Raw genomic sequence first — 12,364 nt, 5'->3', positions numbered from 1 at the left:
GCGCTTCAGCTCAGCGGCACCGCGAATACGGCACTGGCGCGCGCGACCGTTCGCTCTCCGATGTGCAGACTGACGCCAGCAAACGCCAGTTGACGTCCCTTTTTGGAGTGTTCAAGACGCACTTCGAGCCATTCGTTGATTTGCACCGCACCGAGATAATCCAGGGTCATGCTCGCCGTGATCAACGGCTGCGGCGGATCGCTGGCAAAGGCCATGGCGTAACCCATCCCCACATCGGCCAAAGTCGCCAATACACCACCATGCAAAGTACCGCGTCCATTGGCGTGGCGGGAGTCGGTCAGTAAACCCAGTTCCAATTGCAGCCCCTGACCCCTGGCGTAGATCGGGCCGAGCAGATCCAGCAACGGACTGCTGCGGGTGAATGGAGTGAAGCCTTCGGGAATGGCCGTGGTGTTCATGATCCCATCCTGATGCAGGTGGCTGACCTGTGTGATTGGGCGAGGAAACACAGAAGGGGGCAAGCACTATGCGGATGGGGAATTTGCTGCGATAAGTGCTGTACACGGAACTGACAAGCAAGGAGCTACTGGGTGGATATTCAAATTCACATCGCGAGCGATGCGGATGCATCGGCTATCAGTGAAACGATCATCAAGACGCTCCGTGAGAGCAATGCCCGCGACTATCCTCCCGAAATCATTGATCGAGTGATTGAAAGTTTTTCGCCCTCGAAGATCCTTCGTTTTTTGACTGAGCGTCAGGTGCTGGTCGCTACGCTCGACAGTCAAATCGTCGCAACGGCAAGTCTCGATCGAGACGTTGTTCGAAGCGTTTTTGTCGACCCGGGCTTTCAAGGAATGGGTGTCGGAAGACAGCTGATGAAGAGCATTCAATCACTCGCCATGGACACAGGTTTCAATCTGCTGCGCGTTCCTTCTTCAGTCACCGCAGAAGGCTTCTATGCTTCCCTCGGCTTCAAGAAAATCAGAGATGAGTTTCATCAGACGGAGCGCACGATCATCATGGCGAAGAAGTTGAAACGATAGCGTTCACCTAACGTTTAAGCCTGCCGAATGTGGCTTCCATCGCTGCCCGGTCATGGTCGAGCAACCAGGCATGATGTCGTTGATAAAGCTGCAAAAGTAGTTCGGCGTTGGCTCCAACCACGTCCATGCCTCTGTCGTCATAGGGAAAGACCATGACTCGCTTGGGCAGATTGAACAGGTAGACAGCACAGTTCGCACGCGGTTGGATAGCACCGAAGTCCTTGGCCAATGCGCACCAGAGTAATGCTTGAATGCTCGCGACAGACGCTTCGAAGGCGACGTTGACCCAATATTCCGGCTCTTCCTCACTGAACCATTCCTCGTTATCTATTTCTTCGCTCCAGATGCAAAGCGCTGATGGAGTATCGATGCCAGAAGATTTAAGGGCGCGAAGAGTGCTGCGATGGGCGAATCGATTGCGACCGGAATGAATGCGCAGGCATGCGACAAACGATGCGTCCCCCTGGAAAATGTCGCCGCAGATGGTTATGGATTTGCACATAGCGGTCAAAAATTGCTCGATCATTCCGCCCGTTTCGGAGAGTTCGAAACGCAATCCTCCGGGCCAGGAATAGAAAAGCGGACGGGCGAATGCCTGGGGGCCAAATGCGTTTTCGATCTCAGCTCTCAGATTCACTTTCTTCCCTTCAATGTGGATTTCTGTGTGTTCAAGACGCGGGTGAAGTCAGTGCGACGACACAAACGGCGAAGCAGTCGTCGGTGCCGGCAGCGCATAGGCCTGTTTCATCCACGCCACTTCCGCCAACGGTGTGCGGCCGAAGAGGCGTTTGAAGTCGCGGCTGAATTGCGAGGCGCTTTCGTAGCCGACCAGAAATGCAGTTTTTGCCGCAGTCAGCTCGTTACGCAGCATCAGCAATCGCGCCTGGTGCAGCCGCGTCGACTTGAGATACTGCATCGGCGAGGAATCGGTAACCTTGCGAAAGTGCAGATAAAAATTCGGCACGCTCATCTGCGCTTCTTCCGCCAAGGCTTCTACGTCCAGATGCTGGTGATAGCAACTGTGAATCTTGTGGATGGCACGGGTCACTTTGCCGAACTGGCCTTGCTGGGCGATGGCGGCGCGCAGGGTGCCGCCCTGTTCGCCGGTGAGGATGCGGTAGTAGAGCTCACGCAGCATCGCCGGGCCGAGGATTCGCGCGTCGGCATCGTTGCTCATCACTTGAAGAAAGCGCAGGGTCGATTGGCGTAGCGGGTTGTCGAGCGGCGAGGCGTACATGCCCGTCGGCTGGGCTGTGGGGAAATCCCACAGCTCATCCACTTGCTGAATCAGCTCGGCAGCCAGGGCGAAATCCAGACGCACGTACACCGCGAGCATCGGCTCCTCTTCGCTGGCGTCGGTTTCCATGGTGAAGGGTACCGGCACCGACACCACCAGATAGTGCTGAGCGTCGTAGACGTAGACTTCATCGCCGAGATAACCGCGTTTACGCCCCTGACAAAGGATCACGATGCCCGGCTCGTACAACACCGGCGTACGTGTCAGCGGTCGGTTGGAACGCAGGAAACGCACATCGTCCAGCGGGCTGAGGTTGTAGCCTTCCAGTGGTGCGAGCTGGCTCATCAACTGGACCATGCGCGTTGTGGGCGGGTCTTTCGGTTTCGGCATGGGTTGTGGGTCTCCCCTTGTGAAAAGGCGCGTTTGAACCTGTCTGGCTAATTGGCGGGGTGTCAGACAGAGCCCTCACCCTAGCCCTCTCCCAGAGGGAGAGGGGACTGACCGTGGTGTTTGGTCGGGATATGCTGACCTGAAAAATCGCGCCGAATGCTGACCGCGCTGATCTGGCGCAATAAGCCCTGCGGAAATCGTCCAGGCAGGCTCAGGATTTGAATCCACCCGAGATCGGCTCCGTCTCCCTCCGGGAGAGGGCTGGGGTGAGGGGCTCTTGATCTTCGTGCCTTCAGCCATCCGTCGAGCGGCTAAGGTCTTCCCATTGCTCAATACTCTCCGCCGTCTGCTGCAACTTGTCACGCACCAACGCCAGAGCATCACTGCCCAACAGCAGGTGAGCCGGCGGGTTTGGACTGTCGATTACCGTCAGCATGGCGCGTGCAGCTTTCTGCGGATCGCCCAGTTGGCGGCCGTTTTTCTCCTCCCGGGCCTTGCGCACCGGATCGAAGCTTGCGTCGTAATCACTGATACTGCGCGGCGTGCGCTGCATCGAACGGCCTGCCCAGTCGGTGCGAAATGACCCCGGCGCTACGGCGGTGACATAAATACCGAAGGGCGCAAGCTCCTTGCTCAAGGTGTCGGAAATGCCCTCCAGGGCAAATTTGCTGCCGCAATAATAGGCGATCCCCGGCATGGTGATATGGCCGCCCATGGAGGTGATATTGAGGATATGTCCCGCACGGCGCTGGCGAAAATATGGGACGAATGCCTTGGTCACCGCCACTGCGCCAAACACGTTGACGTCGAACTGCCGGCGCATTTCCTCCAGTGAGGACTCTTCGAAAATCCCCTCATGACCGTAACCTGCGTTATTGACCAGCACATCCACCGGGCCGTGACGATCCTCCACCGCCGCAACCACCGCATCGATGGCAGCGAAATCGGTGACGTCCAGCAGCACGCCATGTGCGCGCTCGGGCGACAGCGCCTCGAAGTCTGCCAGCGCGGATTCACTGCGTACTGTGCCGATCACGCGATGGCCCTGGGCGAGTGCTTCCGCGGCCAGCGCTTGGCCGAAGCCGCTGCTGACACCAGTGATGAAAAGGGTCTTCATGGATCTTTACTCCTGCAGGCGATGAGAGAGGCCATGCTAGGGCGGATATCGCTGGCGGACGATGCCGAATCGGATCTGAGTATTGCCTGTTCCTATCAGTTTGGTTGTGATCAAGTGGTTCAGCGCTGGTCCCAAAAAGCGGAAAAGTCCTGCAGGTTTCAAACCCGCAGGACTTTTCTGTTCTGGGCATCACGCGCTTAGGCTGCGCGACGACCCGGGGTGCGGTCCGATCCGTCAGCGGCGAGTGCCTCACCCAGTGGGGTGCGGTCTGAACCGTCGGCGGCAACAGTCTGCTGTGGCTCGCTGACCTGGGTAAAGAAACGATCTTCCTGATTGCTCGGTACGGCGAATGCGCTGGCGCTGAGGGCGAAAGTGGCGACGGCGATCAGTTGGCTTACAGTTTTCATGGCGGTGACTCCGGTCAAATCGAGATTGAGGTCCGGGTCGTTCAGATCAGTATCTGGTTAACCCGTTGCAGAGGTGTGTTCTGCATGGGTTCAGATTAGGGGGCAGGGTGGTGTTGGCGTTAGGCAGATCCTGTTGGCGATTTGCCTGATTCTGTTGCGCTGAAGGGGGGCTCGTCAGCGTTCACTGAACGAGCCCAGCGCGCTTTCTATCGACGCAACAAGTCATCGACCGCCCGTATCGCCAGCGCATAACCGTCGGCGCCCATGCCGCAGATCACGGCATTGACCACCCCGGACATGATCGAGTGGCGATGCAATTCATCCCGTGCGTGGATGTTCGACAGATGCAGTTCGATCAGCGGTGTGCTGAGCAACTTCAGCGCGTCGAGTACCGGGATGGAATGAAACGACAGGCCGGCCGGGTTGATGATCACTGCTGCGCCTTGTTCGAAAGCTTCCTGAATCCAGTCGACCATCACGCCTTCATGGTTGGTCTGGCGAAACACGCAGAGCAGATCAAGTTCCTCGGCCAGTCGCTCACTGCCCAGACGAATCTGCTCGAGGGTGGTGTGCCCGTAAATATGCGGCTCACGGCGGCCCAATAGATTCAGATTCGGGCCGTTGAGGATAAAGACTGTGCGGTTCATGGTCGTACTGCAGCGTTATTTGGAGAAAGGGTGGGTGTGGCCGTGGTGTCGGCGTTGTCTGGCGTCACGGCGTTCAGGTCGATGCCGCGGGTTTCCGGGCCGATGAGGATCATCGCCAGCGAAATCAGATTGATCACCGCGCACAGCGTCACCAGGGGCCATGGCGAATTGTCGGACTGGCTCATCAGCCACACGGCAATCATCGGCATCGGGCCGCCGATCACTAGGTTGGCGCCGGTGTAAGCGAGGGCCGAGCCGGAATAGCGCACCTGGGTGGGAAAGGCTTCGGCAAACGCCACTGGCTGGATGCCGCTTTGAAACTGGGTGAAGCCGAGGAACAGACCCATGATTGCCATGATGGCGGCAACGTTCAGCGTGTTGAGAATCGGGAAGTAGATGAACAGGATCAGCAGGGTCATGCACGAGCCGAACGCCAGCGCTTTCTTGCGCCCCCAGCGATCAGACAGATAGCCGCCGGCCAACGCCCCGACAATCGCGAACACGTTGGCGACCATCAGCGACATGAAGCCTGTCGACTGGCTGAAGTCCAGATGCTTGGTCAGGTAGCTGAGGGAAAAAATCACGATCAGGTAGAACAGCGCCGCGGGCGAGCAGAAGAACAGCATCAGACGCAGGATGGTCTTGTAGTGGCTGCCCATGGCCGATTTGAGCGGGCTTCTTTCCTGTTTGACCGGGTTCTGCTTCAACGCGACGAAGGCCGGGGTTTCATCGACCTTCAGGCGGATATAGATCGCGACGATCACCAGCACGAAGCTGAGCAGGAAAGGAATCCTCCAGCCGAAACTTTCAAACTGTTCGCTTGAGGGGGTAGCAGCCAGACCCATCAGCACGCCGTTGGCCAATATCTGACTCAGCGGTGAACACAGACCGAGCAGCCCGGAATAGCGCCCGCGACGATCGGGCGTGGCATGTTCCAGCGCCATCAATTGCGCCCCGGTGGATTCACCGCCGAGCGCGAAGCCCTGGATGATGCGCAGCAGCACCCACAGAATCGGCGCGAGAATCCCCACTTGCGCATAGGTGGGCAACAGCCCCATCAACACCGACGCCAGGCCCATCAGGGTGACCGTGGCGAGCATCAGGTTGCGTCGGCCGAGTTTGTCGCCGAGGTAGCCACAGGTAATCGCGCCCAGTGGTCGGGCGGCGAGTCCGACCCCGAATGTGGCAAGCGATGCCAGCAGCCCGGCGGTCGGCTCCATGGCCGGGAAAAACAGCTTGGGCAGGATGGTTGCCGACACCGCGCCGTACAGGGTGAAGTCAAACCATTCCAGCGCAGTGCCGATGGTCGCAGCGGTCACCGCTTTGCGAGGCATGCGCAAATCGTGTGTCTCGTGACTGATTGTGCTCATTGAGGGGCTCGTCATTATTTTTATGGTTACGGGGTCCCCGTACGATTGCGCTCAGCGCTGGCCTGGGCAGATCGTCGAAGTCAGTAGACAGTAGCCCATCCGGTCTAGAGAATAATTATCGAAATCACGATAAATAGATAAGCCAGCCTTATGGATCATTGAAATGGAATTGCGTCATCTGAAGGCCTTCGTGGTCGCCGCCGAGCTTCAGCATTTCAGCCGGGCAGCCGAACAACTGGACATCGCGCAACCGGCGCTGAGCCAATTGATGCGTACGCTGGAAGCTGAATTGGGGCTGGCATTGTTCCGCCGGGAAAACCGTAGCGTGGTGTTGACGGCCGCCGGCGAGGCATTCCTGCCACACGCGCGGCAGTCCATAGAGGCCAGTGAGCGGGCGACGGCGGCCGCACGACGTGCACGGCGCGGTGAGGTAGGCGAAATCAACATCGGTTATCACTCGGCGTTGTTCGAGGCCAACCTGCCGCAATTGCTGCGGCATTACTTCAGCACATTCCCTGAAGTCAAAGTGTCGCTGGTGGATGCCGGGATCCGAGCGCAGTTCGACATGTTGCTTGATCACAAGCTCGATCTGGCATTTGCCCGCGTGTTCAAGGATCACTTGCCGGATCGTCTGCGCACCCATCATTTCAGCCAGTCACGGCTGGTCTTGTTGATCCCTGATAACCATGAACTGGCGGACAGCTTCAGCGGTGAGCTGGCGACACTGCGCCACGAGAAGTTCGTGCTGTTGCAGGACAGCGCCGGCATCGGCCTGACCTCGCATACACTGCAGGCGTGCCGACAGAACCAGCTGCATCCCGAGAACATCATGTACGTACCGTCACTGATGAGCATCCCGGGCCTGGTGGCGGCGGGCATCGGTTTGAGTATCGTGCCTGAGGCCGTCACTCGTTTGAGCATGCCGGGCATTCGGATCATCCCGCTGAATCAGGCGGAAATGGTCAGTGAGCTGTCGCTGATTTCGCGCATCGATGAGCGCTCCAGTGCAGTGCTGCACTTTATCGAAGAGGCGCAAGGCTGGGAGTGAGGGGGCAGGTCTTCAGTCCTGCACCCACGCTGCGTGCAACTGCACAAACCGCACCTGCAACCATTCGATGAACACTTGCACCTGCGCCGGCAGATGCGTGCGGCTCGGATACAGCAGCGACACCGGCCGAGGCAGCGGGCGCAGCGGTTGCAGAATTTCCACCAGCGCACCACTGGCCAAATGCTCGGCCACCGCAATACCCGGCGCCTGAATAATGCCGAAGCCTGATACGCCGCACTGCACATAGGCGTTCGACTCGGTGACGGTAATACCCTTGCGGCTGACGTAGGTTTTCTGTTTGCCCTCAACTGAAAACTGCCAGGGCAAGGTGCGGTTGTTCTGGCCCGAGAGAAAGTTCACGCCTTGATGGTTCGCCAAGTCTGCAAGCGTCTGCGGTGTGCCGTGCTCGCGCAAATACTCGGGCGCAGCGCAGGTGACCATGGTCGCGAGAGCGATGGGGCGGGCGATCAGGGTTGAGTCGGGCAGTTCGCCGATGCGCAGCGCACAGTCGATGCCTTCTCCGACCAGATCAACCGCGCGATCAGTGACGCCCAGCACCATGTTAATGCCGGGGTAGGTGTCGGTGAATTCGCGCAGGCTTTTGATGAATTCCAGCTGCGCGAACGCCGTGGGAATGTCGATGCGCAGGCGGCCGGATAGTGTCGCCCCGGTGCGATCGAACATGGTGGTGGCGGCGGTGATCTCGGCCAGAATTTCCTGGACCCGCTGATAGAAAAGCTCACCCTCGGCAGTGAGTGCCACTTTCCTTGTCGTGCGCTGGAACAGGCGCACGCCCAGCGACGTTTCCAGTTCCTGAATATAGCGAGTGACCTGCGGCCGGCCGATGTCCAGCGACTCGGCGGCTTTGGTGAAACTGCCCAGCTCCGCGAGTCGGGCGAACAGGCGCATCGATTGCAGTAACTCCATGACTTTCCCGGTGAGCTTCAGTGTCTGGCTTTGTTGCCTGAGAATAGAACAATCCTGTCTGTTTCCAAGTATTTATTGCGCTGCTGTGAAAGCCAATCATAAGCCCAAGGCAAACCTGCTGAGGGTTTGCGGCCAATAAACGCATTTGGAGATCACCATGAAAGCGTGGTTACTGAAAGATTTCGGGCTCGACAATCTGCAACTGGGCGAGACGCAAACGCCGCAGCCCAAGGCTGGCGAGCTGCTGGTCAAGGTCGGCGCGGTCTCTCTGAATTTTCGCGACAAGGCCATCGTTGACGGTATCTATGAGCCGCACCTGGTGCCGAAACCGCTGATTCCGGTCAGCGATGCCGCCGGTACCGTGGTCGCCATCGGTGACGGTGTGACTCGTTTCAAAGTTGGCGACCGGGTTAATTCGCATCTGTACTCGCGCTGGCTCGACGGCGAGCCGGGGCCGAACGAACCGGATTATTGCTTCGGTTCGCCGTTGCCGGGCGGCTTGGCCGAGTACATGATCATCCACCAGGACAGCGCCGTCGGCGCGCCGGCCAATATGAGCGATGAAGAGGCGGCGACGCTGCCAATCGCTGCGCTCACCGCGTGGTACTCGCTGGTGGATTTCGGCGCGATTCAACCGGGCCAGACCGTGTTGGTGCAGGGCACCGGCGGCGTATCGATCTTCGCCGTGCAGATCGCCACCGCGCTGGGCGCCAAAGTCATCGCAACCTCAAGCAGCGATGACAATCTGCACGCGGTAAAACGGCTGGGCGCGGTCGCCGGCATCAACTACCGCAGCACGCCGAACTGGGCGGACGAGGTGCTCAAACTCACCGAAGGCAAGGGTGTGGATCTGCTGCTCGATGTGGCGGGAGGCAACGGCATCAATCAATCAGTCGCGGCGACCAAGGCCTCGGGGCGGATTGCGCAGATTGGCTTTCTGACAGGGCAGACCGTCGAGTTGAACCTGATGCCGCTGATCTTTCGCCAGACCACTATTCGCGGCATTGCGGTGGCACCGCGCTCATCGTTCGACCGGATGAACGTGTTCCTCGCCGAGCACGACATTCGCCCGGTGATCGACCATGTGTATCCGTTTGAACAGGCGCGTGAGGCCTATGAGCATCTGGCGAAAGGGGCGTTTGGCAAGGTAGTGATCAAGGTGAGCTGATCAGCGAAAACGTCAGACAAACCAAAGCCAGTCAGCTCAACTGACTGGCCTTTTTTACGTCTGTCTTAGTGCAAATCCTCCGGCCGCATCGTCAGAATAATCTTTCCGACATTCTGCGAAGACTCCATCCGCCGATGGGCATCGGCTGCGCGGGACAGCGGGAAGGTGCTGTCCACCACCGGTTCCAGGCTCGCAGCACCGGCGAAGCGATTCAGCCAGTGGTCGCGAAAGCGCTGGATCATCGCGTGCTTCTCCGGCTGAGTGCGTGACTTCATCACCGTGCCGATGATTTGCAGGTGCCGGTAGAGGATGTGCTCCAGCTCCATGTCGACCCTGCCGCCGCCGCCAAGAATGCCTACCTGCACCAGGCGGCCGCCGTGGGCCAGCGAGGCGATGTTGCGCGCGAAGTAGGGCGCGCCGACGAAGTCGATGATCACATCGACGCCGCGCCCTTGGGTTTTGTCGGCGATGACTGCGGCGAAATCCTCGGTCTTGTAGTCGATGGCCACGTCGGCGCCCAGGTGTTCGACGCGCGACAACTTGCTGCCTTCGGTGGTCGCATACACCGTGGCGCCTGTAGCGTAGGCCAGTTGCACGGCAGCGGAACCGACGCCACCGGCGGCGGCATGGATCAGCACCGAGTCACCTGACTTGAGTCGGGCCAGGTGCAGCATCGCTTCGTGGGCAGTGACGAACACTTCGGGAATCGCCGCTGCGTGCACATAGTCGAGCTGCGCTGGAATCGGCATGGCCATGCGGTAGTCGATGCGCGCCAGTTCGGCGTAGGCGCCGCCGCCGACCACGCCCATCACCCTGTCGCCGACGGCGAATCCGCTGACCTCGCTGCCGGTCTCCAGCACTTCCCCGGCAATCTCCAGGCCGATGATCAACGAGTCGCCGAAGTTCGCATGGCCGTAGCCGCCGGTTCGGTGGGTCAGGTCGGCACGGTTCACGCCGGCCGCGTAGACGCGCACCAGCAGATCGGTCGGGCGCACTTCAGGGTTGGGAGCTTCGCCAAGTTGCAGCACTTCTGCCGGGCCGAACTCTTTCAGGTTGATGCCTTTCATCTCAGCGTTGCTCCGTGTCGGCAAGGGTGGCATTGGCGATCGCCGAGGCAGTGATGGCGCCCGGGAATCCGACGTAAAAGGCCAGGTGAGTGATCGCCGCCGACAACTCTTCATGGCTCACGCCATTGCTTACGGCACGGCGCAGGTGCGCGGGTAATTCTTCGCAGTGGCCGCCGGCAATCAGCGCGGCGACAGTGATCAGGCTGCGCTCGCGGGGTGCCAATGCGGGGTCACTCCAGATCTGCGGGTACAGCGTTGAGTCAACGAATTGCGCCAGTTTCGGGGTGAAGGCGCGGGCGGCTTCGCGTGGGCTGCTGAAATCGATAGTCGACATGGAAATCCCCTTAAACCTGGCTGATGAATTTGTTGGTGAGGTAGTGCTCGATGCCTTCGATGCCGCCTTCAGAACCGTGGCCGCTTTCCTTCATGCCGCCGAACGGCAACTCAGTGGCGACGATGCGGTACTGGTTGATGCCGATCATTCCGGCTTCCAGGCCATCGGCCACGTCGATCGCGGTGCGCGCATTGGAGGTGAACGCGTAGGCCGAGAGGCCATAGGGCAGGCGGTTGGCTTCTTGCAGCCCGTCGCTCAGTTCATCGAAAGGCATCAGTATCGCGATGGGGCCAAAGGGTTCTTCGTGCATGACTCGCGCATTCATCGGCACATCGGCCAATACGGTGGGCTGAAAGAAGAAACCCGCGCCCGGCAACGCTTCGCCACCGGCCAGCACTCGCGCGCCTTTCTCGACGGCGTCGGCGATCAGTTGCTCCATCTTCGCCAGTTGCCGTGGGTTGGCCAGCGGCCCGACCTGGGTTTGCGGATCCATGCCATCGCCGATTTTCAACGCCTGGGTGGCCGCAACGAAGTGCTCGACAAACTCGGCATAGGCCTCGCGCTGGATCAGGAAGCGAGTCGAGGAAATACACACCTGACCGGTGCCGCGAAAGCGATTGGCGACCCCTTCCACAGCAGCCTTTTCGATGTCGGCGTCAGCAAACACCAGCACCGGGCCGTGGCCGCCCAGTTCCAGTGTGATCGGCTTGACGCCTTCGGCGGCACGGGCCGAGAGCAGGCGACCGATTGGCACCGAACCGGTGAAGGTCACTTTGCGAATGATCGGTGAGGCAATCAAATGGCTGGACACTTGATCCGGCACGCCGAACACCACTTGCAGCACGCCTTTGGGCAGGCCGGCATCGTCCAGAGCCCGGGCCAGGGCCAGCGCGGTGGAAGGGCTTTCCTCGCCGGGCTTGAGCACCACACTGCAACCGGCGGCCAGCGCTGCCGAGAGCTTGCGCGCCGGGGTGATGGCCGGGAAGTTCCACGGTGTGAATGCCGCGACCGGGCCAATCGCCTGGCGTTTGACCAGTTGCAGTACCCCCGGTCGATTGGCCGGCACGACACGGCCGTCGATGCGTCGTGCGCTTTCGGCGAACCACTCGAAATACTCCGCCGCACGGGTCACTTCATCGAGGCTTTCGCGCAGTGGCTTGCCTTCTTCCAGCGTCATTTGCGCAGCGATTTGCGGGGCGCGTTCGAGGATCAGGTCGGCGGCGCGCTTGAGGATTTTTGCGCGCTGGTCCGGCACGGTCTGGCGCCATTGGTCGAAGCTCAGTCGGGCCACTTCGAGGGCGTGATCCAGGTCTTCGGCGGTGGCCAGTGGCACCTGGCCGATTTCCTCGCCGGTCGCCGGGTTGACCACCGCAGCGGTCGCGCGGTCTTGGGCGGTGAGCCATTGACCATCGATGAAGAGATAGAGCGGATCGTAAGGAGTGTTCATGGAGGTCGCCTTCATGGTTTGAGGATTGAATTCGGCGCCTTGTGCGCAATGGTTCAGGCGGCCCGTGGAATCCAGTCTATGGAAGGCGTGCCGTTTGATTTAGCCGGCCAAGAGGGAATCATTGTTGTCCCAGAAGGTAATATCGAGCGCAGGAGCGAGCGTGTAGCATCCGACGTTATCCGCAGTGCTTGCAGGTCT

14 protein-coding genes are annotated in these 12,364 nt (G+C 59.8%); 3 read left to right on the top strand and 11 right to left on the bottom strand.

Annotated features, from left to right (window positions below):
• Positions 1 to 5 precede the first annotated feature (5 nt).
• Positions 6 to 419 (bottom strand): PaaI family thioesterase, encoded by a 414-nt coding sequence (locus AEQ63_RS04210; RefSeq protein WP_064361893.1) that lies wholly within the window; start codon positions 417 to 419, stop codon positions 6 to 8.
• A gap of 132 nt (positions 420 to 551) precedes the next feature.
• Here AEQ63_RS04210 and AEQ63_RS04205 point away from each other — a divergent pair, with 132 nt between their 5' ends.
• Positions 552 to 1,007, top strand: a complete 456-nt coding sequence (locus tag AEQ63_RS04205) for a GNAT family N-acetyltransferase (RefSeq protein ID WP_042610211.1) — start codon at positions 552 to 554, stop codon at positions 1,005 to 1,007.
• Between the two features lie 7 nt (positions 1,008 to 1,014).
• On the opposite strand, the gene AEQ63_RS04200 is transcribed toward AEQ63_RS04205, so the two are convergent.
• The 6 genes from AEQ63_RS04200 to AEQ63_RS04175 all read right to left on the bottom strand — a co-directional run bounded on the left by AEQ63_RS04200 (position 1,015) and on the right by AEQ63_RS04175 (position 6,175).
• The gene (locus AEQ63_RS04200; protein ID WP_064361892.1) at positions 1,015 to 1,644 is read right to left on the bottom strand and encodes a DUF3885 domain-containing protein; all 630 of its coding nucleotides are present in this window, start codon (positions 1,642 to 1,644) and stop codon (positions 1,015 to 1,017) included.
• 48 nt (positions 1,645 to 1,692) lie between these two features.
• Positions 1,693 to 2,634, bottom strand: coding sequence for an AraC family transcriptional regulator (locus tag AEQ63_RS04195; protein ID WP_064361891.1), 942 nt, complete (start codon positions 2,632 to 2,634; stop codon positions 1,693 to 1,695).
• Between the two features lie 292 nt (positions 2,635 to 2,926).
• On the bottom strand, positions 2,927 to 3,751 hold the full coding sequence (locus AEQ63_RS04190; protein WP_064361890.1) for an oxidoreductase: 825 nt from the start codon (positions 3,749 to 3,751) through the stop codon (positions 2,927 to 2,929).
• A gap of 197 nt (positions 3,752 to 3,948) precedes the next feature.
• On the bottom strand, positions 3,949 to 4,158 hold the full coding sequence (locus AEQ63_RS04185; RefSeq protein WP_042610215.1) for a hypothetical protein: 210 nt from the start codon (positions 4,156 to 4,158) through the stop codon (positions 3,949 to 3,951).
• Positions 4,159 to 4,364: 206 nt separating this feature from the next.
• Entirely contained in the window at positions 4,365 to 4,805 is a 441-nt protein-coding gene (locus AEQ63_RS04180; protein WP_064361889.1) for a type II 3-dehydroquinate dehydratase, read from the bottom strand.
• Complete coding sequence (locus AEQ63_RS04175) at positions 4,802 to 6,175, bottom strand: MFS transporter (protein ID WP_064361888.1); 1,374 nt, start codon at positions 6,173 to 6,175, stop codon at positions 4,802 to 4,804. Before AEQ63_RS04175 ends, AEQ63_RS04180 begins: the two co-directional genes overlap by 4 nt.
• Positions 6,176 to 6,338: 163 nt before the next feature.
• Here AEQ63_RS04175 and AEQ63_RS04170 point away from each other — a divergent pair, with 163 nt between their 5' ends.
• A complete protein-coding gene (locus AEQ63_RS04170) occupies positions 6,339 to 7,223 on the top strand; it encodes a LysR family transcriptional regulator (RefSeq protein WP_064361887.1) in 885 nt (294 codons plus the stop codon).
• Positions 7,224 to 7,235: 12 nt separating this feature from the next.
• On the opposite strand, the gene AEQ63_RS04165 is transcribed toward AEQ63_RS04170, so the two are convergent.
• Positions 7,236 to 8,150, bottom strand: a complete 915-nt coding sequence (locus tag AEQ63_RS04165; protein ID WP_064361886.1) for a LysR family transcriptional regulator — start codon at positions 8,148 to 8,150, stop codon at positions 7,236 to 7,238.
• A 157-nt stretch (positions 8,151 to 8,307) separates the two neighbouring features.
• On the opposite strand from AEQ63_RS04165, the gene AEQ63_RS04160 reads away from it, so the two are divergent.
• Positions 8,308 to 9,318 carry a zinc-dependent alcohol dehydrogenase family protein gene (locus AEQ63_RS04160; protein WP_064361885.1) on the top strand — a complete coding sequence of 337 codons (1,011 nt, stop codon included), beginning with the start codon at positions 8,308 to 8,310 and terminating at the stop codon, positions 9,316 to 9,318.
• A gap of 65 nt (positions 9,319 to 9,383) precedes the next feature.
• Here AEQ63_RS04160 and AEQ63_RS04155 read toward each other — a convergent pair whose 3' ends face one another.
• From AEQ63_RS04155 to AEQ63_RS04145, 3 genes are read right to left on the bottom strand one after another with little or no spacing between them, the layout of a single operon-like run.
• Positions 9,384 to 10,385, bottom strand: a complete 1,002-nt coding sequence (locus AEQ63_RS04155; RefSeq protein WP_064361884.1) for an NAD(P)H-quinone oxidoreductase — start codon at positions 10,383 to 10,385, stop codon at positions 9,384 to 9,386.
• Position 10,386: 1 nt separating this feature from the next.
• Positions 10,387 to 10,719, bottom strand: coding sequence for a carboxymuconolactone decarboxylase family protein (locus AEQ63_RS04150; protein ID WP_064361883.1), 333 nt, complete (start codon positions 10,717 to 10,719; stop codon positions 10,387 to 10,389).
• A 10-nt stretch (positions 10,720 to 10,729) separates the two neighbouring features.
• Positions 10,730 to 12,166 (bottom strand): NAD-dependent succinate-semialdehyde dehydrogenase, encoded by a 1,437-nt coding sequence (locus AEQ63_RS04145; RefSeq protein ID WP_064361882.1) that lies wholly within the window; start codon positions 12,164 to 12,166, stop codon positions 10,730 to 10,732.
• Positions 12,167 to 12,364 lie beyond the last annotated feature (198 nt).

It is taken from the genome of Pseudomonas sp. RIT-PI-o (assembly GCF_001297215.1).
Taxonomy (GTDB): domain Bacteria; phylum Pseudomonadota; class Gammaproteobacteria; order Pseudomonadales; family Pseudomonadaceae; genus Aquipseudomonas; species Aquipseudomonas moraviensis_A.
The sequence above is the reverse complement of the archived record's forward strand: the minus strand, read 5'-3'. Positions and strand labels throughout refer to the sequence as shown.